Source organism: Burkholderia stagnalis (assembly GCF_039848545.1).
Classification (GTDB): Bacteria; Pseudomonadota; Gammaproteobacteria; order Burkholderiales; family Burkholderiaceae; genus Burkholderia; species Burkholderia stagnalis.
The window spans coordinates 2,245,766-2,271,516 of the sequence record NZ_CP156685.1 but is presented as its reverse complement, the minus strand read 5'-3'; the positions used below and the strand labels follow the sequence as shown (position 1 = coordinate 2,271,516).

General features: G+C 68.5%; 23 protein-coding genes. 17 read left to right on the top strand and 6 right to left on the bottom strand.

The features are described from left to right. Nucleotides 1-19: 19 nt before the first annotated feature. From ABFO07_RS10550 to ABFO07_RS10540, 3 genes are all read right to left on the bottom strand, one after another. A complete protein-coding gene (locus tag ABFO07_RS10550) occupies nucleotides 20-724 on the bottom strand; it encodes a glutathione S-transferase N-terminal domain-containing protein (protein ID WP_059806795.1) in 705 nt (234 codons plus the stop codon). Between the two features lie 200 nt (nucleotides 725-924). After that, entirely contained in the window at nucleotides 925-1,419 is a 495-nt protein-coding gene (locus ABFO07_RS10545) for a DUF2199 domain-containing protein (protein ID WP_347467127.1), read from the bottom strand. 136 nt (nucleotides 1,420-1,555) lie between these two features. Further along, nucleotides 1,556-2,164: a short chain dehydrogenase gene (locus tag ABFO07_RS10540; RefSeq protein WP_322228178.1), complete on the bottom strand. Its 609-nt coding sequence runs from the start codon at nucleotides 2,162-2,164 to the stop codon at nucleotides 1,556-1,558. Between the two features lie 96 nt (nucleotides 2,165-2,260). On the opposite strand from ABFO07_RS10540, the gene ABFO07_RS10535 reads away from it, so the two are divergent. Next, nucleotides 2,261-3,148, top strand: coding sequence for a LysR family transcriptional regulator (locus ABFO07_RS10535; RefSeq protein WP_347467125.1), 888 nt, complete (start codon nucleotides 2,261-2,263; stop codon nucleotides 3,146-3,148). Between the two features lie 366 nt (nucleotides 3,149-3,514). Here the strand turns inward: ABFO07_RS10535 and ABFO07_RS10530 are convergent, their stop codons facing one another. After that, nucleotides 3,515-4,639, bottom strand: coding sequence for a porin (locus ABFO07_RS10530; protein WP_347467123.1), 1,125 nt, complete (start codon nucleotides 4,637-4,639; stop codon nucleotides 3,515-3,517). A gap of 329 nt (nucleotides 4,640-4,968) precedes the next feature. Further along, on the bottom strand, nucleotides 4,969-7,671 hold the full coding sequence (locus tag ABFO07_RS10525) for a helix-turn-helix transcriptional regulator (protein WP_347467121.1): 2,703 nt from the start codon (nucleotides 7,669-7,671) through the stop codon (nucleotides 4,969-4,971). A gap of 222 nt (nucleotides 7,672-7,893) precedes the next feature. Between ABFO07_RS10525 and ABFO07_RS10520 the strand changes: the two genes are divergently transcribed. The 13 genes from ABFO07_RS10520 (at nucleotide 7,894) to ABFO07_RS10460 (ending at nucleotide 21,725) form a co-directional block, all read left to right on the top strand. Further along, nucleotides 7,894-8,793, top strand: a complete 900-nt coding sequence (locus ABFO07_RS10520) for a hemerythrin domain-containing protein (protein WP_347467119.1) — start codon at nucleotides 7,894-7,896, stop codon at nucleotides 8,791-8,793. 18 nt (nucleotides 8,794-8,811) lie between these two features. Continuing rightward, nucleotides 8,812-9,792, top strand: coding sequence for a quinone oxidoreductase family protein (locus ABFO07_RS10515; RefSeq protein ID WP_124489973.1), 981 nt, complete (start codon nucleotides 8,812-8,814; stop codon nucleotides 9,790-9,792). A 10-nt stretch (nucleotides 9,793-9,802) separates the two neighbouring features. Then, nucleotides 9,803-10,651 (top strand): TauD/TfdA dioxygenase family protein, encoded by an 849-nt coding sequence (locus tag ABFO07_RS10510; RefSeq protein WP_059560750.1) that lies wholly within the window; start codon nucleotides 9,803-9,805, stop codon nucleotides 10,649-10,651. Nucleotides 10,652-10,686: 35 nt separating this feature from the next. Next, nucleotides 10,687-11,742 (top strand): 3-keto-5-aminohexanoate cleavage protein, encoded by a 1,056-nt coding sequence (locus tag ABFO07_RS10505; protein WP_059988244.1) that lies wholly within the window; start codon nucleotides 10,687-10,689, stop codon nucleotides 11,740-11,742. Nucleotides 11,743-11,915: 173 nt separating this feature from the next. After that, a complete protein-coding gene (locus tag ABFO07_RS10500) occupies nucleotides 11,916-13,244 on the top strand; it encodes an MFS transporter (protein ID WP_347467116.1) in 1,329 nt (442 codons plus the stop codon). Between the two features lie 26 nt (nucleotides 13,245-13,270). After that, a complete protein-coding gene (locus ABFO07_RS10495) occupies nucleotides 13,271-13,846 on the top strand; it encodes an RBBP9/YdeN family alpha/beta hydrolase (protein ID WP_060147979.1) in 576 nt (191 codons plus the stop codon). 305 nt (nucleotides 13,847-14,151) lie between these two features. Continuing rightward, nucleotides 14,152-16,263, top strand: coding sequence for a TonB-dependent receptor (locus ABFO07_RS10490; RefSeq protein ID WP_330996151.1), 2,112 nt, complete (start codon nucleotides 14,152-14,154; stop codon nucleotides 16,261-16,263). 275 nt (nucleotides 16,264-16,538) lie between these two features. Beyond that, complete coding sequence (locus tag ABFO07_RS10485; protein ID WP_059906304.1) at nucleotides 16,539-17,705, top strand: ABC transporter substrate-binding protein; 1,167 nt, start codon at nucleotides 16,539-16,541, stop codon at nucleotides 17,703-17,705. 125 nt (nucleotides 17,706-17,830) lie between these two features. Further along, on the top strand, nucleotides 17,831-18,910 hold the full coding sequence (locus ABFO07_RS10480; RefSeq protein ID WP_059885954.1) for an ABC transporter ATP-binding protein: 1,080 nt from the start codon (nucleotides 17,831-17,833) through the stop codon (nucleotides 18,908-18,910). Continuing rightward, a complete protein-coding gene (locus tag ABFO07_RS10475; RefSeq protein WP_060147983.1) occupies nucleotides 18,907-19,779 on the top strand; it encodes an ABC transporter permease in 873 nt (290 codons plus the stop codon). Before ABFO07_RS10480 ends, ABFO07_RS10475 begins: the two co-directional genes overlap by 4 nt. Further along, nucleotides 19,779-20,729 (top strand): ABC transporter permease, encoded by a 951-nt coding sequence (locus ABFO07_RS10470; RefSeq protein ID WP_059806760.1) that lies wholly within the window; start codon nucleotides 19,779-19,781, stop codon nucleotides 20,727-20,729. Before ABFO07_RS10475 ends, ABFO07_RS10470 begins: the two co-directional genes overlap by 1 nt. A 177-nt stretch (nucleotides 20,730-20,906) precedes the next feature. Next, nucleotides 20,907-21,353 (top strand): hypothetical protein, encoded by a 447-nt coding sequence (locus ABFO07_RS10465; RefSeq protein ID WP_060147985.1) that lies wholly within the window; start codon nucleotides 20,907-20,909, stop codon nucleotides 21,351-21,353. 159 nt (nucleotides 21,354-21,512) lie between these two features. Beyond that, nucleotides 21,513-21,725 carry a hypothetical protein gene (locus ABFO07_RS10460; protein ID WP_059906307.1) on the top strand — a complete coding sequence of 71 codons (213 nt, stop codon included), beginning with the start codon at nucleotides 21,513-21,515 and terminating at the stop codon, nucleotides 21,723-21,725. 101 nt (nucleotides 21,726-21,826) lie between these two features. On the opposite strand, the gene ABFO07_RS10455 is transcribed toward ABFO07_RS10460, so the two are convergent. Then, nucleotides 21,827-22,807 carry a D-2-hydroxyacid dehydrogenase gene (locus ABFO07_RS10455; RefSeq protein ID WP_347467111.1) on the bottom strand — a complete coding sequence of 327 codons (981 nt, stop codon included), beginning with the start codon at nucleotides 22,805-22,807 and terminating at the stop codon, nucleotides 21,827-21,829. A gap of 266 nt (nucleotides 22,808-23,073) precedes the next feature. On the opposite strand from ABFO07_RS10455, the gene ABFO07_RS10450 reads away from it, so the two are divergent. The 3 genes from ABFO07_RS10450 to ABFO07_RS10440 are packed head-to-tail and all read left to right on the top strand — an operon-like array spanning nucleotide 23,074 to nucleotide 25,676. Then, entirely contained in the window at nucleotides 23,074-24,264 is a 1,191-nt protein-coding gene (locus ABFO07_RS10450; protein ID WP_060148043.1) for a CaiB/BaiF CoA transferase family protein, read from the top strand. A 21-nt stretch (nucleotides 24,265-24,285) separates the two neighbouring features. After that, complete coding sequence (locus tag ABFO07_RS10445) at nucleotides 24,286-25,242, top strand: hydroxymethylglutaryl-CoA lyase (RefSeq protein WP_196482027.1); 957 nt, start codon at nucleotides 24,286-24,288, stop codon at nucleotides 25,240-25,242. Nucleotides 25,243-25,292: 50 nt separating this feature from the next. Further along, nucleotides 25,293-25,676 (top strand): VOC family protein, encoded by a 384-nt coding sequence (locus ABFO07_RS10440; protein ID WP_059960387.1) that lies wholly within the window; start codon nucleotides 25,293-25,295, stop codon nucleotides 25,674-25,676. Nucleotides 25,677-25,751 lie beyond the last annotated feature (75 nt).

The window sequence follows — 25,751 nt, the reverse complement described above, 5'->3', positions numbered from 1 at the left end:
GCGGGGCCGGCCGTGCGCGTCAGGTACGCGCCGGAATGTTGAGGCCGCGTGCAACGGCCGGGCGGGCGACGAACGCGTCGAGCGCGCGTGCGACGTGGCGGAATTCGCTGAAGCCGACCAGGTCGCCCGCTTCGTAGAAGCCGATCAGGTTGCGCACCCACGGGAAGATCGAGATGTCGGCGATCGTGTAGTCATCGCCCATCACCCACTGGCGATCGGCGAGGCGGGCGTCGAGCACCGCGAGCAGGCGCTTCGATTCGTCGACGTAGCGATCGCGCGGACGCTTGTCCTCGTAGTCGCGGCCCGCGAACTTGTGGAAGAAGCCCACCTGCCCGAAGATCGGGCCGATCCCGGCCATCTGGAACATCACCCACTGGATCGTCTCGTAGCGGCGCGCGAGATCCTTCGGGATCAGCTGGCCGGTCTTGTCGGCGAGATAGATCAGGATCGCGCCGGATTCGAACAGCGGCAGCGGCTTGCCGTCCGGGCCGTTCGGGTCGATGATCGCCGGGATCTTGTTGTTCGGGTTCAGCGACAGGAACGCCGGCGACAGCTGGTCGTCGGTGCTGAAGCTCACCAGGTGCGGCTCGTACGGCAGGCCGGTTTCCTCGAGCATGATCGACACCTTGACGCCGTTCGGCGTCGGCAGCGAGTAGAGCTGGAGGCGGTCGGGATGCTGGGCCGGCCACTTTTGCGTGATCGGGAAGGCGGACAGATCGGGCATGACAGGATTCGCTCGTCGGGGTGAATCATCTGCGATCCGCTGCGCCGCCGCGCGTGGCGGGCCGTTCGCGGAAGCGGGAGCGGCGGCGGCACGCGAGGGCGGGCACGGCGGGGCGCGCCAAAGGGGCCACTGTAGCTGATTCGGGAGATTGTTGCTGGTGGTGGGTATAAACGGGGCCGATGTGCCGCGCCGTGGCGTGGCTATCGCGCCGAGTCGTCGGGATGTATGACGTCGCGATAGATCTGCGCAACCCGTTCGCGCGAAATGCCGTGGCGTTGCTCCAATGCCAGCGGGTGGTCGGTGGGTTCGACTGAGACATACGGACGGATGCCGTCATTACGCAGATGCACCATCGTCTTGAGATTGATCGTATCCGGGTAGACGAACAGCTGCGGGTTGAGCCAGCCGAAGAATGAACCCAGGTGCGATCGCTTTGCAACGTGGAATGTCCTGACCCACTCCTGAAAACTCGCTTCGCTGACGGAGAGCCATACGCCCCACGTGAACGGCTCGGCGAAGCCGTGCACGGGTATCTCGATGGTTCCGCGGACGAAGAACAGGGTTTCGTCGATCACGCAGTCGTCGCTGCCGAGCGAGCAGCGGTGCGTTCTTTCTTCGTCCGGGATTGGGTAATAGCTGAAAGGTGCCGGAGCGACAAAGCTCGGAATGCCGTGGCGGGTTCTACCGCGAAACATCTCATCCGACTCTAAGAAGCCCCTTTGTAGGCTTCACACTGAATGTGCGAGACCGCATCCAGATCGCTCGCCAGCATCGGCCGGCCCGTCAGGCCGGCCGCCGTTTCCTGGCGTTTCATCATAGGCCGGGACAGTATTATGCGTCCACGACCAGCACTTTCCCCGTGATAAAGCCGTCCACGGACCGCTCGAATGCCTTACCAACCAGCGTGCTCGGCACAGGCTGGAAGCCCGGCATCATTTCGCCGTAAACATCCCACGCTTCTTCCAGAACTGTCGGATTTACAACGTTAATGCGGATGCCACGGGGAAGCTCGTGCGCAACGCATTGTACGAAGGTGTCAATGGCACCGCTGGTAGTCGCATCAGCGATTGCCAGAGGAATAGGTTTCAGGTTAAGAATGCCGGAGATCAGGGTGAACGAGCCGCCATCGTTAATGTAGTTCAGGCCCACATTCACCAGATTGATTTGGCCGAGCAGTTTACTTTTGATAGTGACATCCCACTGCTCATCCGTCATTTCGCTGAAATTAGCATATTCGCAATACCCCGCGGTATTGACGACGGCGTCGAAATGGCCGACCACTTCAAAAAGCGCCTTGATCGAATCTTTCCTAGTAATATCCACCATATAGTCACAGCCTTCACCAGAACGGCTAGCGGTAATGAGCTTGTGGTTCTTAAGCCCTGTCAGTGCAGCTTGGCCCATTTTTCCTTGGGCGCCAATGAGGATGACCGTTTTCATGTCGTCGCCTTAATCGTCGATTTGCCGAAAACCCAATTCTAGGCGCGCAATGATACAATTCATATCATCATCTTATTGTATGAGATACAACGCATCATGGTGGAAAAGCTGGACATCCGGCACATGCGCGTCTTGCTGCATCTAGTCCGAGAAAGAAACGTATCAAAGGTGGCCCGTAAGCTGGATATTTCCCAGCAAGCGGTGAGCGCATACCTGAAACGTATGCGGGAGATTTTCCCTCAAGAACTATTTCTGCGCCTGAGTGCGGGCTTGCAGCCGACCGAATACGCCTACGAGTTGGCAGCGAAGATTGAGAAAATCATCGATGACGTTGACGCCATATTCGGCGATTTTCCTTTTGACCCGCTTGCAAGCGAACAGGTCTTCACGATTATAGCTAACGAGTATTCACAACTTTCGATCATCCCCAAACTATCGCTGAAGCTCGCCAGGCTTGCGCCAAAGATCAGGCTTGACATTATAGACTTCAATCCGTCGCAACATTTCCAGACACTCGCAAATGGTGAGGCCGACCTGGTAATTGGGTTTTCGGATTACGTTGATGATGGATTAATTCGCACAAAACTTAGACAGGACCATTATTGCTGCGTAGTGGGGACAAATTCATCGCTAACCGACAAAATTAGCTGCCTTGAGGACACTTCGCGATTCCCGCATGTCGATTTTTCGAGCAGCCCCGGAAACCTTGGAAATCGCATAGGCGACTTTCTTGACGCCAGGAATATAAAACGCCGAGTCGTTGCGACAATGCCGTGCTATACGTCATTGCAGGCATTCATGTCCGTCAACGATGCCGTGGCGTTTGTGCCCTCGGCGATTGCATCGACTGGCGATTTTCAGGTAATCGACATGAAGGCTCTGCCGCTGCGGTTTGATGTGGCCGTGGGCTGGCATCGTAGGGCCGCAGGTATCGTATCCCGACAATGGCTGACAGGCGTCATTGCAGATGCTGTCTCAAATTGATGCGGTGCATGCCATTTTTCGTCCAACGACGCGGCCCATGTGGGTCGCTACGAGCGCTTGGTGGTATTCAACTGAAACCGGCTTGCAGCTCAGTGCCCCATTTATCAAGGACGGCGTTTCTGCCGATTCTCCATTTTGAATTGGATCAGGCGCGCGCAAGCAGTCGCGTTTGAGGCACTGGACGTTCAACGAACGGCTTTGAATCTCATCGAGGGCCGTTGTTCCTCTCACTTCAGCCTGGAAGCGCCCTGGGTGAGCGGCAGAGAAGGGGTGGTGAGCGACATCCATGTGTGTCGGTATTGCATCGATGGTCGGCAATCCGGCGTCGAAATACGGCGGTCGACGCGTCACCGCCGGACACCTCCGTCAAAAGTTGTGCCTTAACCCAATCATCGCCGCCGTCGTCCCCACCGCCGGCGCAACCGGCTGCCCATACACGAGCATCTGATCCATCGTGCCTCGGTTGTTCACATGACCGACCTGCGCATAGACCATCGTGCGCTTTGACAGGCTGTAATCAGCCCCGAGCACGATCGACGTCGACTTGTTCGCCGAGCGATTGCGGTCCTTCAGGTAATACACGGCCGACGTCATCTGCAATGCGGGCGTGAAGCGATACCCAACGCCTGCCGACATCATGTCGAAGTTCGCCCGATCCGAATGCGCGGGATTCTTGCCGTTCGCATACGACGCGGACACCGAGAACGCATCACGCGTGTACTTCGCGCCGACGTACATGAACCGGTTGTTGTTCACACCGGTCGGCGTCGACCCCGGCGCCGGATTCGCATCATGGCCGTTGTAGTAAACCGCCGCCAAGTTCAGCCCGTAGTTCGCATACTTGAGCACGACCGACTCGCGCGTGCCCCCCTGAAATTGCCCGGCGACGCCGCCCGGCGCGAACTCGAGCGCAACCGACACGCCGCCGAACATCGGCGACTGATAAACGAGCGCATTGCTGTCATACAGCGCGCCGATCGCGCCGTTGGTGCTCGTGCCGGGCCACCCGGCCGCGGTATTGATCCCGAGCCATGCGGTCAGGATGCTGCCGAAGAACTGCGCATTGCGCACGTCCGTGTCGGCCATCGCATAGATCATCGGCACGATCTGCCGCCCCGCGTTGAACGTCCCGAACGGCCCCGACACGCCCACCGACGCCACCTGGTTGAAAATCGCGACCGCGCCCGGCGTGTCGCTCAGCTGCAGCCGGCCGGTGCCGCTGTCGAACGAGCCCTGCAGCTTGAAGTTGATCGCGTAGCCGCCGCCGATGTCCTCGCGCCCCTTGATTCCCCAGAAGCTCGAATAGATGCCGCCGTCCTTCATCCGGAACACCTTGCCGGTGTTCGGCGCGTTCGGGCTGAACGACGCGGCCGACGTGCTCTGGTACAGCAGGCCGGTGTCGATCACGCCGTACAGCGTCACGGAGGATTGCGCGTGCGCGCCCGCCGAACAGGCGGCAAGCGCGGCGAGCGCGGCCAGTTTCGTCTTCATCGAAAGTCTCCAGGGATCGTGTTATCTCCGGACGGGATCGAGCCCGCCCGGGGCGATGCATGAAACGTGTCAGGCGGCACGCAACCGGCACCCGTCGATGCGGCGCACGGAATCAGCGGAATCAGCGGAATCAGCGGAATCAGCGGAATCAGCGGAATCAGCGGAATCAGCGAAGGACTCGAAGTGCGGCATGGGACGGCTCCGTCGGGCGGACGTCGCGGGCGACATCCTGTTGCGTCATGCGGGAAAGACTACGCAACGACGGACGGGCATTCCCCCCCACGCGCGGGGGGCAGGGTTTCGGAGAAGCGAAATGAGGCGGGGAGGTGCTAGGACGCGCTTTCCAGCAGCCCGAGCACGAGCGCGCGGCGCACCGCGTGCTTGCGCGAGCTCGCATCGAGCTTGCCGAACAGGTTCTTCAGGTGCCACTTCACGGTTTCCTCGCCGACGGCGAGCGCCACCGCGATCTCCTTGTTCGACAGGTTCCGCGCCAGCAGCTCGAGGATCGCGCGCTCCTTCGGCGTCAGCACGACGCTCGGCACCGCGCGCGGCCCGGCCGCCGCGCGGGGCGCCGGCGGCACGATGCGCGGCGTCGGCAACGCATGCTGCGCGTGGCCGGCGAGCGCGGCGTCCTCGTCGCCGACGCGCCGCACCCAGTCGGCGACGGCCGGGTGCGTGTCGGCGAGCGTGCGCGTGAGACGGAACACGTCGGCGAGGTTGATCGCCTCGACCAGCAGCGCGCGGCCGTCGCGGCCCGACTGCTCGAGCGCGAACGCCTTCAGCGCCATGATCTCGATGCGCGCGCGGCCGACGTTCATCTCGCGCGCGAGCACGGCGGCCTCGTCGAGCGCCGCGCCGGCGTCGTCCCAGCGGCGGGCCGCGAGCGCGGCCCCGGCATGCGCGGTGGCCTGCAGCAGCACCACCGGCCGCCGCCACAGCGGCCCGTGCGCGGGAAACGCGGCGGCCGCGATCGCGTCGATCCGCTCGACCAGCGCATGGCAGGTCGCCTCGCGGTAACGCGCCGCATGTATCCGCACCTGCTCGGCGAGGCTCGCGACCGACAGGCGCGGCAGCCGCCGCGCGACGCCCATCGCGTCCAGCGCTTCGAGCAGGTCGATCGCGCGATGCTCGACGCCGCGCAGCAGCGCGATGCGCGCGGCGGTGCAGTAGCCGAGCAGCACCGTATCCGGAATGCCCGAATGCTCGAGCACGTCGAGCCGGTTCGCGAGCAGCGCGGCGGCCTGGTCGACCCGGTCCGACTCGTACGCGATCGCCGCGCACAGCGCCGCGAACATGCAGGTGAGCGGATGGCGGCGGCCGAGGTCCGCTTCGGCGCGGGCCAGCGCCGGGGCGAGCACGTCGTCGGCCAGCTGCGGCTGCCCTTCGGACAGGTAGCTGAAGCCCGCGATCAGCTCGCCCCAGCGCGCGACGTAGCCGAACCCGGCCGCGGTTTCGCCGCGCGGCGCGCCTTGCTGGAAACGCCGCGCCTGCGCGGGCTCGCCGAGGATGATCGCGCGCGCCGACAGCCGGTTGGCGTGCATCTGTGCAAGCCATGACGCGGCGGGCGGCACGAATGCGGCCCACGGCTCGAACAGCTCGACGAAGCGGTCGATCTCGTCCGCGTAATACGCGGCCGCGCTCAGGATCAGCGCGCATTCGTAACGCATCGCGCTCGGCGTGTCGGGCGCGGCGAGGATGCCGTCGATCTGCCGCTGCGCCTCGACGTGACGCTCGCCGAGCGCGAGCGCCCACGCCACGGCGATCCGCAGCGGCGGGCGCTGGTCGAGCTCGGCGTCGGGCAGCCGTTCGAGCCAGTCGAGCACGTCGTTGATGCGGCCGGCCTTCAGCGCATCCTCGAGGCAGCGCCGCGCCAGCGCATAGGCCGTGTCGAGCCGGCCGGCCGCATACGCGTGCCGCGCGGCCTCGCCGGTCATCCCGTGAGCGTCGAGCCAGTCGGCCGCGCGCGCGTGCAGGCCGTCGCGCTCCGCGTCCGGCCACGCCGCGAGGCGGTCGCGCAGCGCGTCGCGCACGAGCGGATGCAGCCGGCACCAGTCGCTGTCATCCGACGCGATGAACAGCGGCGTGTCGCGCGCGAGCCGGGCGAGGCGCGCGGGCGCGTCGCCGCTGCCGAGCAATGCGTCGCACAGCGCCGGGTGCAGCAGGTCGACGATGCTGATGCGCGTGAGGAACGCCGTGTCGTCCGCCGACAGGTTCGCGAGCAGCAGCTCGACGAGCCGGTCGCGGGTGCCGCCCGCGCGCGCGGCGAGCGCATCGACGGCCTGGCGCGGGTCGGCCGCGCGCGCCATCGCCGCCATCGCGAGCTGCAGCCCGAGCGGCCAGCCGTCGACAAGCTCGAACAGGCGCGCGCACGCGTCGGCGTCGACCCGCTGCGCGAAGCGGCCGGTCACCAGCGCGATCGTCTCGTCGAGCGTGAACCTCAACCAGTCGGCGCCGACCAGCGTGCATTGCCCGCCCGCGAGCAGGTCGCCGGCGGCCTGGTCGAGCCCGCGCCGCGCGGCCACCACGACGCGCAGGTTCTGCGGCGCGTTGTGCAGCACGTAGGTCAGCGCGTCGAGGCCGGCGGCGGGCAGCCGCTCGGCTTCGTCGACGATCAGCAGCGCATCGATCGACAGCTGCGCGACCTCGGCGAGCCACGCGGTCACGCCTTCGAGCGCGCGCGCCGCGTCCAGCGCGCCGCTCGCGATCAGGCGGCCGAAGCCGGGGCGCGCGCAGCCGGTGCGCACGGCCTGCACGAGCCCTTGCAGCAGGCGCGGCGCGTCGTCGCGCTCGTCCGCCGACAGCCAGACGACCGCATGGCCGAGCGCCAGGTATTCGCGGCGCCATTGCGCGAGCAGCGACGTCTTGCCGTAGCCGGCCGGCGCCTGCACGAGCGTCACCTGACGATCGCCGAAACCTGCCGCCGACAGGCTCAGCCGTGCGCGCGCGACAAGCTGCGCGGATACGCGCGGCGCGGTCGTCTTCAGTACCAGCTCGGTGGGGGCGGTGTCGTCGCGGGTCGCAGGGTGGGCCATCGGGGGAGCAGGTCGGCAGCCGGGCAGGGCCGGCGTCCGGTGTGGATCGTGGGGGAAGGATCGGCCGAACCCGCCGCGCGCGTCAATCCCCCCCGTCGCGAGTGGGGCCGGCACCGCGCCGTGTCGATAGCATGGGTTCCGACACAAGCACGAGGAGCATGCCATGCCGACAGACTTCACCGCCACGCCGGCCGGCGTGCCGCGCGCCGGGTGAGCCGCGCGATGTATCGCCACCTGCTCGTGACGGTCGAGTGCGCGCCCGGCGGCATCGACGCGGTGGGCCATGCGCTCGAACTGGCCCGCGCGATCGGCGCGCGCATCACGTTCGTGCTGGCCGGCGCCGCGCCGGGCCCGTATTTACCCGGAGCGCAGGCCGCGGAGCAGGGTGCCAAAGTGGAAGCGGCCGCCCGCGCGCAGGGGGTGTCGCATGCGATTGCGCCCGCGCACGACGCGACGCTCGACGAACTGGCCGGCCGCCGCGGCTGCGACCTGATCTGCGTGGCCGCACTGCCGGGCAGCGCCGACGCGGCGGCGGGCGCGCGGCGGCGCGACCTGCTCGCGACGAGCGCCGTGCCGGTGCTCGTGTGTGCGGCCTCGAAGCCGGCGGCGGCGCGCGTGATCGCCCGTTGTCTCGACGCGCATCGCGCGGTCGCCGCGCTGCTGCATGCGCTGATGCGAGCCGGTGCCGCAACGGGCGAACCCGAGCAGCGCGCGGCCGCCGTGCGGCGCGTGCTCGCGGATCTCGCCGGCAAGCAACGGCCCGATCGCGGCGACGTCACGGAGGCGCAGTTGTTCGCGATGCTGCGCGCGCGCACCGAGTGCGTCGCTGCGGAGCTGGACGAACTGGCGCGCCAGCAGCGGCGCGACGCGCAGGCACTCGATGCACTGGCGGGCATGGCGGAGGACGTGCCGCCGCAGGCCGGGGCCGCTGCGTTCGATGCGGCGCTCGCGCGCTATGCACGCGGCGTCTTCGAACAGATGGGACGCAAGGAGGGCGTGATCTTCCCGGCCGCGCGGCGCTACCTGAGCGACGCCGACTGGGCGGCCCTCGATGCGGGCCCGCCCGCCGACATGAACGCGAATACGAACGAAACCGACGATGCGCGACGCGCATCCGACTGATCTACCACGGAGACAGACATGGCACATGCAGTGCGATTTCACGAGACGGGCGGCCCGGAAGTGCTGCGCCGGGAAACCGTCGAGGTGGGCGAGCCGGGGCCGGGCCAGGTGCGCGTGAAGCACGCCGCGGTCGGGCTGAATTTCGCCGACACCTATTTCCGCAGCGGCCTGTATCCGGTGCCGCTGCCGTCCGGCATCGGCGTCGAGGCGGCGGGCGTGGTCGAGGCCGTCGGCGCGGGCGTCACGCAGGTGGCGGTCGGCGATCGCGTGACCTATACGGGCTTCCTCGACACGCTCGGCGCGTACAGCACCGAGCGCCTGGTGCCGGCCGCGCCGCTGATCCGGCTGCCCGACGCGATCGCGTGCGACACGGCGGCCGCGATGACGATGCGCGGCCTCACCGCCGCCTACCTGCTGCGCCGCATCCACGCGTTCAAGGCAGGCGACAGCATCCTGCTGCACGCGGCGGCCGGCGGCGTCGGCCTGATCGTGTCGCAATGGGCGAAGCTGCTCGGCCTGACCGTGATCGGCACGGTATCGAGCGACGCGAAGGCGGGTATCGCGCGGGCGCACGGCTGCGACCACGTGATCGTCCATCGCCGCGAGGACATCGCGCAGCGCGTGCGCGAACTGACCGACGGCAGGGGCGTCGACGTCGTGTTCGACAGCGTCGGCAAGGACACCTTCGACGCGTCGCTGAATGCGCTCAAGCGCCGCGGGCTGATGGTGTGCGTCGGTACCGCGTCGGGCCCGATTCCGCCGTTCAATCCGCAATTGCTCGCGATGAAGGGGTCGCTCTACCTGACGCGCCCGGCGCTCGCCGACTACATCGCCGATCCGGCCGAGAAGGCGGAACTGGCGGGCGAGCTGTTCGGCCATGTCGCCGCCGGCCGGATCCGGATCGAGATCAACCAGCGCTACGCGCTCGAGGACGCGGCGCGCGCGCATCGCGACCTGGAGAGCGGCCGGACCACGGGTTCGTCGGTCTTCGAGATCTGAGGAGGCGGCCATGCGAGTCGAACCGCTCACCTGCGCGATCGGCGCGGAACTGCACGGCGTCAGCCTCGCCGATGCCGTGCACGACGACGGCCTGTTCGCCGAGATCCGCGCGCTGCTGCTGACCCACCGCGTGCTGTTCCTGCGCGACCAGGACATCACGCGCGCCGAGCACGTCGCGTTCGCGCGGCGCTTCGGCGAGCTGGAGGATCACCCGGTCGCCGGCAGCGATCCCGAGCATCCGGGCCTCGTGCGGATCTACAAGTCGCCGGACCAGCCGAACGACCGCTACGAGAACGCGTGGCACAGCGATGCGAGCTGGCGCGTGGCGCCGCCATTCGGCTGCGTGCTGCGCTGCGTCGAGTGCCCGCCGGTCGGCGGCGACACGCTGTGGGCGAACATGGTGCTCGCCTACGAGAACCTGCCCGCGCACGTGAAGCAGCAGATCGACGGGCTGCGCGCGCGCCACAGCATCGAGGCGAGCTTCGGCGCGGCGATGCCGATCGACAAGCGGCTCGCGCTGAAGGCGCAGTACCCCGACGCCGAGCACCCGGTCGTGCGCACGCACCCCGAAACGGGCGAGAAGGTGCTGTACGTGAATGCGTTCACGACGCACTTCACGAACTTCCATACGCCCGAGCGCGTGCGCTTCGGGCAGGACGCAAACCCGGGCGCGGGCCAGCTGCTGCAGTACCTGGTCAGCCAGGCGCAGATCCCCGAATACCAGGTGCGCTGGCGCTGGCGGAAGAACAGCGTCGCGCTCTGGGACAACCGCAGCACCCAGCACTACGCGGTGATGGACTACCCGCCGTGCGTGCGCAGGATGGAACGCGCGGGGATCGTCGGCGACGCGCCGTTCTGAGCCCCCGCATACAACGATTCAAACTGGAGGACGACATGCAATTTCTCGACGATTCGCTGCACCCGGAAAACCAGGACAAGGTGGTGATCACGGTCGCGCCGTACGGCCCCGAATGGATGCCGGCGGATTTCCCCGAAGACATCCCGGTGACGATGGACGAGCACGTGCAGAAGGCCGTGGACTGCTACAACGCGGGCGCCACCGTGCTGCACCTGCACGTGCGCGAAGCGGACGGCAAGGGCAGCAAGCGGCTGTCGAAGTTCAACGAGCTGCTCGGCCGGCTGCGCGACGCGGTGCCCGACATGATCCTGCAGGTGGGCGGCTCGATCTCGTTCGCGCCGGAAGGCGACGGCGCGGAGGCGAAGTGGCTGTCCGACGACACGCGCCACATGCTCGCCGAGCTGAGCCCGAAGCCCGACCAGGTGACGGTCGCGATCAACACGGTGCAGATGAACATCACCGAGCTGATGAACCGCCGCGACATCGCCGGCACGTCGCTGAACGAAGCCGCGTACTGGGAGGCGTATCGCGAGATGACCGTGCCGGCCGGCCCCGGCTGGGTCGAGGAGCACCTGCGCCGGCTGCAGGCGGCCGGCATCCAGCCGCATTTCCAGCTCACCGGCATGCATTCGCTGGAAACGCTCGAGCGGATGATCCGCCGCGGCGTCTATCGCGGCCCGCTGAACGTCACGTGGGTCGGCATCGGCGGCGGCTTCGACGGCCCGAACCCGTACAACTTCATGGAGTTCGTGCGGCGCTGCCCGGACGGCGCGTGCATCACGCTCGAATCGCTGATGAAGAACGTGCTGCCGATCAACACGATCGCGATGGCGATGGGGCTGCATCCGCGCTGCGGGATCGAGGACACGATCATCGACCAGAAGGGCAACCGGATGACGTCGGTGCAGCAGGTCGAGCAGTGCGCGCGGATCGCGCGCGAACTCGGCCGCGAGATCGCGACCGGCCGGGAAGCGAAGGCGATCTACCGGATCGGCGTGCAGTACGACGGCGTCGACGAGACGCTCGCGCAGCTCGGCATGGCGCCGAACCGCCGGCCGGGCCAGGTGAACGTGCCGCTGCGCGCGGCCTGACGCGGCGCACATCCGGGCGGATGGCCGCTGCGGCCGCCGTCCGCCGAACATTCGGTGCGTGGCACCCACCCCGCGCGCGCTGCGCAGGGCGGACTCCGGCGAACGGAGCGGGGCCGCGCAAACCGTGCCGACGCGCTAGCGCATCACTGCGCGCGGCACCGGAGGAGACACGCATGCTGATCCATCATGTCGAGCCGTCGATGCAGGGCGTGGCCGAGGTTCGCAGCCGCGCGCCCGCATACGCATGGCTCGTGTTCGGGCTGACCGTCGGCCTGCTGCTGTCCGACTACATGTCGCGGCAGGTGCTCAACGCGGTGTTTCCGCTGCTCAAGCTCTCGTGGGGGCTCACCGACACGCAGCTCGGCTCGCTGAGCGGGATCGTCGCGCTGCTGGTCGGCGTGCTGACGTTCCCGCTGTCGGTGCTCGCCGACCGCTTCGGCCGCGTGCGCAGCATCGTGCTGATGGCTGCGCTGTGGAGCGTCGCGACGCTCGGCTGCGCGCTGTCGACCCACTACGCGGAAATGCTCGTCGCGCGCGGGTTCGTCGGGCTCGGCGAAGCCGCGTACGGCAGCGTCGGCATCGCGCTGATCCTGAGCATCTTTCCGGTGCATCTGCGCGCGACGCTGACCGGCGCGTTCATGGCCGGCGGTGCGTTCGGCTCGGTGTTCGGGATGGCGCTCGGCGGCGTGGTCGGCGCGCACCTCGGCTGGCGCTGGTCGTTCGGCGTGATGGCCGCGCTCGGGCTCGTGCTGCTGGTCGCGTACCGCTGCGCCGTCACCGAGCGGCGGCTCGCCGCGTGCCGGCCCGAGCCGTGCCGGCGCGGCCCGGACGCGCCGCGCGACGTGCGCGGCAGCCTGCGCGCGCTGATGACGGGGCTGTTTTCATCGCGCTCGGTGATCTGCGCGTACATCGGCAGCGGGCTGCACCTGTTCGTGCCGGGCGCGCTGTTCGCGTGGCTGCCGAGCTACCTGAACCGCGACTACGCGATGGCGCCCGACCGGGCCGCGGTGCTCGCGGCGGGCTTCGTGCTGATCGCCGGCATCGGGATGGTCGGCTGCGGGATCGTCACCGACCGGATCGGCAAGGCCGACGGCGCACGCAAGTGGCTGACCGCGATCACCTATTGCCTGCTGACGTGCGGCAGCCTCGCGCTCGCGTTCCGGCTGCCGCCCGGGCCGCTGCAGCTCGCGCTGATCGGCGTCGGGATGCTGGTCGGCGCGGGCGCGTCCGGCGCATCGGGCGCGATGGTCGCGAACCTGACGCCCGCCGCGATCCACGCGTCGGCATTCGCGACGCTCACGCTCGCGAACAACCTGCTCGGCATGGCGCCCGGGCCGCTGCTGACCGGTTGGGTCGCCGATCACGTGGGGCTCGGTGTCGCGCTGCAATGGATTCCCGTCGTGCCGCTCGCGGCCGCGGCGGTCTTCTCGATCGGGCACGCGAGCTATGTGGCCGATCTCGCACGCGCAGAACGTAGCCGGCGCGCGTCCGTTCATTCCTGATTTCCGTTGGTTCCCCTGGAGGCTGCATGACCCTGGCGAAAACGCCCACCATCCTGATCGTGCCCGGCTTGCGCGATCACGTCGAAGACCACTGGCAGACCCATCTCGAACGGCGCCTGCCGAACGCGCGCTCGGTCGCGCCGCTCGAACGCGACAAGCTCAGCCGCGCCGCGCGGGTCGCGGCGCTCGATGCCGCGCTCGCGGCCATCGACGGCCCGGTGGTCCTCGTCGCGCACAGCGCGGGCGTGATGATCACCGTGCACTGGGCGCGACAGGCGACGCGCGCGATTCAAGGCGCGCTGCTCGCGACGCCGGCCGATCTGGATGAGCCGATGCCGGACGGCTATCCGACGATGGAGGCGCTCGACGCGCACGGCTGGACGCCCGTGCCGACGCAGCGACTGCCGTTTCCGAGCCTCGTCGCCGCGAGCCGCAACGATCCGCTGGCGCGGTTCGAACGCGTGGAAGCGCTGGCGGCCGGGTGGGGCAGCCGGTTCGTCGATCTTGGCGAGGTCGGCCATCTGAACCCGGCTTCCGGTTATGGCGAGTGGCCGGGCGCGGCCGCGTTGATTGCCGAATTGCTGGCGCCGGGCGGGCATTGATGCGCCGACGCCGGCCTGGAGTAGGAACGGTTGCCCGGCCGTAACCTGTCGATCTCGATCACGCGTGCCCGAGACCTGACAATCACCTGACAACGTCTGATGATATGAAATATCATCCCCGATCCGCGTCGCCGCCCGGCGTGCCCCGACCTCGTGGCACCCCTGGCACGCGACGGTAACCACACGAAGATCGACCAGACGTGACGAAAACGAAACGACCGCCGGCACGAGGCGAACGGCGGCAGGCGAGGCCGCACCTGCGCAACGCCGCCTGGAGCGCGCGAGCCCGACGCCGATGCACGACGATGCTGACCTGTGCGATGGCGGCGTCCGGTGCGCTCGCCGTCGAACCTGCCGAACCCGCCGCCGCACGAGACGACCCGCACGCGCTGCCGACGATCAACGTCACCGCACGAAACGTCCCCTTTGATCCGCTCACGCAACCGCTCGAAACCGGCTCGCGGCTCGGTCTCGCGAGCCTCGACACGCCGGCCAGCGTCGAAACCGTCACGGCCGATGCGATCGAGGCGCGCGGCGACCGCACGGTTCTCGACGCCGTCACCCGTGCGACCGGTTTCACCAACGCGGCCGCGCCCGGCAACGGCGGCACCGCGCTCAGCGTGCGCGGCTTCGGCGGCCAGGAATCGGTGATGACGCTGCTCGACGGCGTCCGGCTGCTGCCGGCCGCGGGCACGATCACGTTCCCGTTCGATACGTGGTCGGTCGATCGCATCGAGGTGCTGCGCGGCCCGGCGTCGGTGCTGTATGGCGAAGGGGCGATCGGCGGCGTCGTGAACGTCGTGCCGAAGCGTCCGCAGCGCACGCGCGAGACCACGCTGCAAGCGGGCATCGGCGCCGACGGCGCGAAGCGCGTCGCATTCGATACGACGGGCGCACTCGGCCCGCGCCTGTCGTACCGCTTCTACGTGAGCGACGCGCGCGCAAACGGCCTCGCCGAACGGGCCGATACGCACACGACCGCGTTCGGCGGCGCGCTGAAGTTCGACGTGAGCCCGCGCCTCACGCTGACACTCGACTACGACTACGGCCGCCAGATGCCGGCGACGTACTTCGGCGTGCCGGCCCCGAACGGCGTGCTCGATTCGACGCTGCGCAAGGTCAACTACAACGTCGGCGACGCGACGATCACGTACTACGACCAGTGGACGCGGCTGTCCGCCACCTATCGGCCGGCCGCCGGCGTGACGATCGACAACCAGTTCTACTACCTGACGTCCAATCGCCACTGGCGCAACGCGGAAGCGTATGCGCTGGATGCCGCGACCGGTCGCGTCACGCGCGGCGACTACCTCGAACTCCACCATCACCAGCGGCAGGTGGGCGACCGGCTGAGCGCGCGCGTCGACGGGCAGCTGTTCGGCCGCGCGAACCGCTTCGTCGTCGGCACGGAGTTCAACCAGATCACGTTCGAAGGGATCAACAATTCGCCGTACGGCGGCGAATCGACGGTGAACGCGCACGGCTTCGATCCCGGCGCATTCACGAGCCCGGACCCGACGGTGCCACAGTTCCGCACCCGCACGCGCCAGGCGGCCGTGTTTGCCGAGAACCGTCTCGAAGTGCTGCCGCGCGTCGCGTGGGTGAGCGGGCTGCGCTACGACCACATCGCGTACCACCGCGAGCAGGCGGCAACGGGCGCCGGCTTCGACAAGCATTTCGCGCATCTCGGCTGGCGCACGGGCTTCGTCTATGAAATCGCGCCGACGCTCACCGCCTATGCGCAGTACACGACGGGGGCGGAAGGGCTCGGCTCGCTCGTGACGCTGTCCGCGTCGCAGGCGAACTTCCGGCTGGCGACCGGCGAGCAGTGGGAAGCGGGCGTCAAGCAGACGCTCTTCGACGGCCGCGCGTACTGGACGTTCGCCGTCTACGACATCACGAAGCGCAACCTCCTGAGCACCGATCCGTTCAATCCCGCGCTGCGCCAGCAGGTCGGCCGGCAGTCGTCGCGCGGCGTCGAGCTGACGGGCGGGGCGCGGCTGCCGCGCGGCGTGACGGTCGACGCGAACGTCGCGCTGCTGCGCGCGCGTTACGACGCATTCGACCAGACGGTCGGCGGCGTCGCGCATTCCCGAGCGGGCAACGTGCCGTCCAACGTGCCGCAGCAGACGGCGAACCTGTGGCTCGGCTGGGCGTTCGCCGAGCGCTGGCAGGCGAACGCCGGCGTGCGCTATGTCGGGCCCACGTATGGCGACGACGCGAATCGCGTGTCGATTCCGTCGTATACGGTGTTCGATGCGTCGCTGCGGTGGCAGGCGACGTCGCGCACCGATTTCGCGCTGTACCTGCGCAATCTCGCGAATCGCACCTACGCGGTGACGACGTCGAATGGCGGCGAGCAGTGGCTGCTCGGTCCGTCGCGCGCGGCGGAACTCGTCGCGACGATGCGGTTCTGACACGGCCGCCGTCAGCGCAGGCGCTCGATCGACTGCCTGCGCGGGTGGCCGCGTCGCACGGCCGGCGCATATCGGGGCCATCTTTCGAATCGTTGTTGTCTGACGTCTAAACACAAAAGCATTGCCGCGCCGGTACGACGATGATCAAGCACGCGTTTTGTCAGGGAAACTCCCATCCTGTCCGCCGTGCTTTTTTGTTGACGGACATCGTATAACAAAGTCATGATTTCCCGAAAGAATGGTCCCATCCACCTGACCGCAAGAAGAGAGGAGACATGAACTCATCCAGGATCGCGCGCCGTGTCCGCCGCATCGCGCTGGCGCTTGGCTTCACGCTGTCCGCCGCGGCGGCCGTCGCCGCGCCGGTGTCGATCAACGTCGTCGACGTCGCGGGCAACCTGCAGCTCACGCAGAAGGCGATCGAGGCGTTCCGCGAGAAGAACCCGAACCTCGTGTCGACCGTCACGTTCACGAACGCGCCCGCGCCGCAGCTGCCGGGCAAGATCAAGGCGATGCAGGCCGCCGGCCGCGCCGACATCGACCTCGTGCTGACCGGCACCGACGCGCTCGCGGCCGGCATCGAGCAGAGCCTGTGGCTGAAGATCCTGCCGGACTACGCCGGCGCGCTCCCCGGCGTGCTCGACAAATACGCGCCGGGCCCGCGCAAGATGCAGGACCTCGCGCAGGGCTTCGGCCTCGAAGTCACGTACATGCCGGCCGGGCCGCTCCTCGAATACAACCCCGCGAAGGTCGGCGATCCGCCGAAGACACCCGAGCAGCTGCTCGCGTGGTGCAAGGCGCATCCGAACAAGCTGATCTACGCGCGCCCGGCGAATTCCGGCCCGGGCCGCACGTTCCTGATGGGCCTGCCGTACGTGCTCGGCGACAAGAACCCGCAGGATCCGATCAACGGCTGGGACAAGACCTGGGCGTTCCTGAAGGCCCTGAACGACTGCGTCCCGTACTACCCGGGCGGCACGTCGGCGGTGATGAAGGAACTGGGCGAGGGCACCCGCGACATGACGGTGACGGTCACCGGCTGGGACCTGAACCCGCGCGCGCTCGGCATCGTGCCGGCCGAGTTCCGGGTGCAGGCGTTCGACAACATGACGTGGGTGAACGACGCGCACTACATGGTGATCCCGAAGGGCGTGCCGAAGGAAAAGCTCGACGTGCTGTTCAAGCTGATGAGCTTCCTGCTCGAACCGGCGCAGCAGGCGATGACCTACGACGACGGCTACTTCTATCCGGGCCCGGCCGTGAAGGGCGTGACGCTCGAGATGGCGCCCGCGCACAGCCAGGACGTGATCAGGAAGTTCGGCCGCCCCGAATACGCGAAGCTGCTCGCCGAGCGCCCGCACGTGCAGCCGCTCAACGCGCAGGCGATGGTCGCCGCGTTCCAGAAGTGGGACCGCGAGATCGGCGCGCAGAAGTCGAAGTAACGCACGCTCCGCGATCCCGCTTGCCCGGCATGGGGCCGGCGTACGCGCTGAAGCGCGACTCCGGTCCGACACGACAAGGCGGGCGCTTCGGCGCCCGCGCCATCGGAGGCAGTCAGGAACAGGTGATGAAGCACACTTTCGAACAGCTGCGCCTCGACGCGGTATCCCGCAGCTTCACCAATGCGGAAGGCGCGCAGGTTGCCGCGCTGCGCGGGCTCGATCTCGACATCCGGCGCGGCGAGTTCATCGCGCTGCTCGGCCCGTCCGGCTGCGGCAAGTCGACCGCGCTCAACTGCATCGCGGGCCTGCAGCCGCTGACGAGCGGCGGCATCTGGCTCGACGACGCGCGCATCGACGTGCTGCCGCCCGAGCGCCGCGGCTTCGGGATGGTGTTCCAGAACTACGCGCTGTTCCCGCACATGTCGGTGCTCGACAACGTCGGCTTCGGCCTGAAGATGCGCGGCATGTCGCGGCAGGAAACCGGCCGGCGCGCGAAGGCGGCGCTCGAGCTCGTGCAGCTCGTCGGTCATGAAGGCAAGCTGCCCGGCCAGCTGTCGGGCGGCCAGCAGCAGCGCGTCGCGATCGCGCGTGCGATCGTGATCGAGCCGCCGCTCGTGCTGATGGACGAGCCGCTGTCGAACCTCGACACCAAGCTGCGCATCGAGATGCGCGCGGAGATCCGCCGCATCCACACGCAGCTCGAACGCGCGACGATCTACGTGACGCACGACCAGGACGAGGCCCTGTCGATGGCCGACCGGATCGTCGTGATGAAGGAGGGCGTGGTGCAGCAGGTCGCGTCGCCGAAGGAGGTGTACACGCGGCCGCGCAACCTGCACGTCGCGCGCTTCATGGGCTATCGCAACGTGCTGCCGTTCACGCTCGAAGGGATGGCGGGCGAGCACGTGGCGCTCGCCGCGTCGGGCGTGCGGCTCACCGGCGTGCCGATGGCCGGCTTCGAGCGCAAGGACGTCGCGGTCGCGCTGCGCCCCGACGATTTCGAGCGGGCCGCAGCCGACGACGACAACGCGTTCGACGTCACCGTCGACGCGGTGGAGTACGGCGGCCGCGATTCGCTGCTCCTCGCCACCGCGCCGTTCGGCCGGATCTGGGCGCGCGTGGCCGGCGAGTTCGCCGACGGCGAGCGGCTGCGGCTGCGCGTCGCGCCGTCGCGCACGCTCGTCTACCCAAGGGAAACGCCATGAGCACGCTCGCCGCGCCCGGCGCGCCGCGCGACGCGAAGGGCTGGCTCGTCACGCCCGCGCTCGGGTTCATCGTCGCGCTGTTCATCTATCCGTTCGCATACGGCCTCGCGCTGTCGTTCCAGCCGACCGGCGGCGGCGGCGCGCTCGCGAACTACCTGCAGTTCTTCACCGACGCCGCGATGTGGCCGACCGTGATCGTCACGCTGAAGCTCGCGGTGCCGGCGACGCTGATCAACGTCGGCGTGTCGGTGCCGGTCGCGTTCGCGCTGCGCCGCAGCTCGCCTTACCAGAAGGTCGTGACGACGCTGCTGGTGATCCCCGTCACGCTCGGCACGGTGCTGATCGCCGACGGGATGCTCACGTACTTCGGCCCGAACGGCTGGTTCCCGCAGGCGCTGCAGGGGCTGCACCTGTACACGGACGAGGTGCGCCTCACGCACAACTACTGGGGCGTGCTGCTGTCGCTGATCGTGTCGGGCTTTCCGTTCGCATTCCTGCTGATGCTGTCGTACATCAGCGGCATCGACCCGACGCTCGCGCGCGCGGCGGCGACCCTTGGCGCAAGCCCGTGGCAGCAGTTCCGGCAGATCTACCTGCCGCTGCTGGTGCCGGGGCTGACGATGGCCGCGTGCCTGTCGTTCGTGCAGGCGTTCTCGGTGTTCCCGTCGGCCGTGCTGCTCGGCGCGCCGGCCGGCCCGACGCGCGTGATCTCGATCGCCGCGGCCGAGGCCGCGTTCGAGAGCTACGACTACTCGCTCGCGTCGGCGATCGCGATGGTGATGGGCTTCGTGCAGCTGGTGGTGGTGGTGTCGATGCTCGGCGCGCGCCGTTTCTTCTATACGGGGCCGGCGACGGGAGGCAAGGGCTGATGGCGACCGACGATCATGCCGCGCGGACGTGGCCGGCGCAGCCCGGCGAGCACGACGGACACGACGCGCGGCGCGAGGGCGGCACGCGGCCCGTCAACGCGATGAAACCGCAGAAGGTGCGCGGCACCCTGGGCGCCCGCGCGTGGAAGGCGCTGGTGTGGGGCGTGATGGCGCTGTTCCTGCTGAACGTGATGCTGCTGATCGCAACGGTCGCGGTGAACTCCGTCGCGACGCGCTGGTTCGGCACGCCGCTGCCGCAGGGCTTCACGCTGCACTGGTACGCGAAGGCGTGGGAGGACTTCCAGCTCGCGAGCGTGCTGTGGGTGACGGTCGAGGTGGTGGGCGCAGTGGTGCTGCTGTCGATCGCGTTGGGCGTGCCGGCCGCGTATGCGCTCGCGCGCGTGCAGTTTCCCGGCAAGCGCTTCGCGCTGCTGGTGTTCCTGCTGCCGCTGATGGTGCCGCCCGTCACGTACGGCATCCCGATGGCGACCGTGATGTACAAGGTCGGGCTCGCGGGCACGCTGCCCGGCGTGATCCTCGCGAACCTCGTGCCGGCGCTGCCGTTCGTGATCCTCGTGATGACGCCGTTCATCGAGCAGATCGACCCGAACCTCGAGGCGGCCGCGCGCATCTTCGGCGCGAACACGTGGCGCTATTTCCGCTACGTGCTGCTGCCGCTGCTGGTGCCGGGCATGCTCGCGGCGGGGCTGCTCGTGCTGGTGCGCACGATCGGGATGTTCGAGCTGACGTTCTTCACGGCCGGGCCGAGCACGCAGACGCTCGTCGTCGCGCTGTACTACGCGGTGTTCTCGACCGGCGTGCGTGCGCCGCAGTCGATCGACGCGATGGCGATGATCTACATGGCCATCACGCTCGTATGGGTCGTGATCGCGCTGCAGTTCGTGAGCCCGACGCAGCTCGTGAGCCGCGTGAAGCAGGAGCGGCAGTAGGGGGCGTTGTATTCGACGCCGCTCGTGCATGCGCCCGCCGTCGTGCAATTGGTTACAAATGGATACCGTACACGGGGCGCGAACGTTGCAGACTACGTCGCATGCGGGCCCGCGGCCGGCGCCTTCGTGGCGCGCGCGGCGCGCGCCCGGACGCTCACCACCGAACCACGGATATCCATGAAGTTTCCCACGCTGTTGACGCTCGGCCTTTCGACGACATTGCTCGCCGCCTGCAACCTGTTCCATGACGGCCCCGGCGCGCGCGACGTCGACGCGGCCGTGCGCCGCGCGCTCGAGGCCGAGAATCACGGCGGCCTCAACGCGCTGCTCGGCCAGCCGCTGCCGGTGTCGGCCGACGTCGTGTCGGTCAAGCCGGACGGCGATTGCAGGAAGGTCGGCGAGCGCACCTACACGTGCAACGTCGTGTTCACGTGGCGCGCCGCGGACCCCGGCGACGCGCCGTCGCGCGCGGAGCTGACGTTCGTGCAGGGCGCCGACGGCGCATGGCAGACATCGGGCGTCGACGCGGCGCTCGCGACGGGCGCCGCGAAATCGCTGATCGACCGGATCGGCAAGGCATGGCCGCCGGCCACACCGGCCAGCGCGGCATCGGCCGCGCAGTAACGCGGCGACGGGCTTGCCCCTTCCGTTGAATGTCAAGTTTGAGTGACTACTGATGTCATCACGGGTGTGCACGGGATCGGGCCGCCCGTGCACACCGCCCCGATATCAGGGAAAACCCTTATTCGGGATATAATGTCGACCTCGAAGAAAGGTCGAATCATGCCTGAACGTTTCCAAGCCATTGAAAGAATTGCCTTTTCGCTGATCTGCATGTCGGCGGTCGTGTGTTCCGCCTTCCTCGCCTACGCCCAGCATCCGGAGATCAAGGACGCGCTGCACCAAGGCGAAGCGCTGATGCGCGAAAGCGCGAAGTATTCGGTCGTCTGCGCGCCGACGTCGGCCGATCCTTGCGTCGAAATGTCCGCGTACTGAGCCGGACAACGGATCGATGCCGGCGTGCAGCCGCACGCCTGGCCCGCCCCCGATTCCCCCGCGAAACACCCCTGACCGCCGACCGGCGGTTTTCACGCACCTCACTCCGCCGTCACGACGTTGCGCGGCACGCCGCCCTGAAACGCGGCCACATTTTCCACCAGTTGATCCGCGAGCGCCTGCATGGCCTCGTCGCTCGCCCATGCGACATGCGGCGTGAGGATGAACCCCGGATGCGACAGGATCGCCTGGAACGGATGCGCGGCCGGCAGCGGTTCCTCGGTGACGACGTCGAACCCCGCCCCCGAAATCTGCCCTGACTGCAACGCATCGACGAGCGCCGCTTCGTCGACGAGCCCGCCGCGCGCGGTGTTGATCACGAGCGGCCGGCGCGCCATCCGCGCGAACGCGGCCGCATCGATCAGATGCCGTGTCGCGGACGTGAGTGGGCAGTGCAGCGTGAGGATGTCGCTGTCGCGCAGCAGCGCTTCGAGCGGCGCGTAGCCGGCCGCTGCATCGCCGCGGTCGCCATGCTCGGCAAACAGCACCCGCATGTCGAGCGCGCGCGCGATGCCGGCCACCGCGCGCCCGAGCACGCCGTCGCCGACGATGCCGAGCGTCGCCCCCGCCAGGTCGCGGATCGGAAAATCGAAAAAGCAGAACTGGCCGCTGTCGAGCCAGCGGCCCGCGCGCACCGCGTCGCGATACGCGACCAGGCTGCGGCGCAGCGCGAAGATCAGCGCGAACGTGTGCTCCGGCACCGTGCGCGCCGCGTAGCCGCGGATGTTGCTCACGACGATGCCGCGCGCCGCGCACGCGTGCAGGTCGACGTTGTCGGTGCCGGTCGCGGCGATCGCGACCAGCCGCAGGCGCTGCGCGCCCGCGAGCGCCGCCGCGTCGAGCCGCACCTTGTTGGTGATCACGATATCCGCGTCGCGAATCCGCTCGGCCACCTCGCTCGCCGCGGTGCGCTCGAACGTGCGCAGCGCATGCGGAAACGCAAACGGCTTCAGGACGGTGCGCGGCGACAGCGTCGCGCGATCGAGAAAGACGATCTTCAGCGGAGGGGAAGCGAGGGACATGGCAGCGCCTGTGGGTGTCGGTGACCTGCGTCCGGCGGACGCGGGAAGGGCACGATTGTGCGCGTCGCGCGGCCGCGCGGCTTGCTCGTTGCGCGACCCTGCTTGCCGATCCGGAAAGCCGCCGCGAACCGTCGGCCCGGCGCGGCGCGCCACGCAGCGCGCGAGCCTTTCCATTCCGGAAAGGCAGCTTGAGCATCGATCGATATTCCGGCCGCGCGATCCCGGTCATGATCGCCGTCATCGACAACACGCTTTCGGAGACGACGATGACGAGACCGCTGGATGGCATCCGCGTGCTGGAACTCGGGCAACTGATCGCCGGGCCGTTCGCGGGCCGGATGCTCGCCGAGTTCGGCGCCGACGTGATCAAGGTGGAACCGCCGGGCACCGGCGACCCGCTGCGCAAGTGGCGGATGCTGCACGACGGCACGTCGGTGTGGTGGGCCGCGCAATCGCGCAACAAGACGTCGCTGACGCTCGACCTGCGCACGCCGGAAGGGCAGGACGTGATCCGCCGGCTCGCGGCCGACGCCGACGTGCTGATCGAGAACTTCCGCCCCGGCACGCTCGAAGGCTGGGGGCTCGGCTGGGACGTGCTGTCGGCGATCAACCCCGGGCTGATCATGCTGCGCGTGTCGGGCTTCGGCCAGAGCGGGCCGTACCGCGACCGGCCGGGCTTCGGCGTGATCGCCGAGGCGATGGGCGGCCTGCGGCACCTGACCGGCGAACCGGGCCGCACGCCGGTGCGCGTCGGCATCTCGCTCGGCGATTCGCTGTCGGCGCTGCACGGCGTGATCGGCGTGCTGCTCGCGCTGCGGCATCGCGACCAGCAGGGCGGCAAAGGGCAGGTGGTCGACGTCGCGCTGTACGAGTCGGTCTTCAACATGATGGAGAGCCTGCTGCCCGAGTATTCGGTGTTCGGCGCGGTGCGCGAGGCGGCCGGCAGCAGCCTGCCGGGTATCGCGCCGACCAATGCGTACCGCTGCCGCGACGGCCGCTACGCGCTGATCGCCGGCAACGGCGACAGCATCTTCCGGCGGCTGATGGAGCTGATCGGACGGCCCGATCTGGGCAACGATCCCGCCCTCGCGCACAACGACGGCCGCGTCGCGCAGGTCGCGCGCATCGATGCGGCGATCGGCGAATGGAGCGCGCGCCACGACCTCGACGACGTGCTGGCCGCGCTGAACGACGCACGCATTCCGTCGGGCCGCATCTACGACGTCGCCGACATCGCGGCCGACCCGCACTACCGCGCGCGCGAGATGATCGTCGACGCCACGCTGCCGGACGGCACGCCGGTGAGCGTGCCGGGCATCGTGCCGAAGCTCGGCGCGACGCCGGGGCGCATCGCGCACGCCGCGCCCGCGCTCGGCGCGCACACCGACGCGGTGCTCGATTCGCTCGGCATCGATGCGGCGACGCGCGACGGCTGGCGCGCGCGCGGCGTGATCTGAACTCCACCGGAAGACATGACGATGAAAGGCACACGGCTCTATCTCAACGAAGTCGCGACGCGCGACGGTTTCCAGAACGAGGCGCGCTTCGTCGACACCGACGACAAGATCGCGCTCGTCGACGCGCTGAGCGCATGCGGGTACGCGAAGATCGAGGTGACGTCGTTCACGTCGCCGAAGGCGATTCCGGCGCTGCGCGACGCCGAGGCCGTGATGCACGGGATCGCGCGCGCACCGGGCGTCGTCTATACGGTGCTGGTGCCGAACGTGCGCGGCGCCGAACGCGCGCTGTCGTGCCGCGTCGACGAAGTGAATCTCGTGATGTCGGTCAGCGAGAGCCACAACCGCGCCAACCTGCGGATGACGCGCGAGCAGTCGTTCGCGCAGTTGCGCGACGTGATCGACGCGGTGCGCGGCACCGGCATCGCGATCAACGTATCGCTGTCGACGGCGATGGGCTGCCCGATGGAAGGCGACGTGGCGGCCGAAGCCGTGCTCGCATGGATGCAGCGCTTCGCGGATCTCGGCGTGCACGGCTTCACGCTGTGCGACACGACGGGCATGGCGTATCCGTCGCAGGTGCGCGACCTGTGCGAACGCGCGATGGCCCGCTTCGGCGCGCGCGAACTCACGCTGCACTTCCACAACACGCGCGGCATGGCGCTCGCGAACACGCTCGCGGCGCTCGACGCGGGCATCGTGCGCTTCGACGCGTCGCTCGGCGGCCTCGGCGGCTGCCCGTACGCGCCCGGCGCGACCGGCAACGTGTGCACCGAGGAACTCGTGCACATGCTCGCGCTCGACGGCTACGATACGGGCATCGACCTCGCGGCGGCGCTCGACGCGGCCGCGCGGCTGCCGGCGCTCGTCGGCCACGACGTGCCGAGCCAGATCCTGAAGGCCGGCCGCCGTTCGGATCTTCATCCCGCGCCGGCATTCGCCACCGACTGCATGCCGGCGCAACAGGCGTTCCCGTGAGCCCTGACGGCTTTCGGGCTGTTCCGATCCTCATCACCAGGAGACACCACATGACGTTGATCGACCACCTCGATCATCTCGTGCTGACCTGCGTCGACCCCGACGCGACGAAGCACTTCTATACGGAAGTGCTGCAGATGCGGCTCGAATCGTTCGGCGCGGGGCGCATCGCGTTCCGCTTCGGCAACCAGAAGATCAACCTGCACGTGCGCGGCGCGGAGTTCGAGCCGAAGGCGCATCTGCCGGCGCCCGGCGCGCTCGATCTGTGCTTCATCGCCTCGGTGCCGCTCGACGACGTGATCGCGCACCTGAACCGGATGGCCTGGCCGATCGTCGAAGGGCCGGTCGAGCGCACCGGCGCGACGCAGAAGATCCGCTCGGTGTACGTGCGCGATCCGGACCTGAACCTGATCGAGATCTCCGAGCCGATCTGACCTGACCCGCGCATCAGGCGGGGCGATCCCGCCGCCGTCCGACCGCCGACGGCGCCTGCGCGGCCGGGCTTTCCG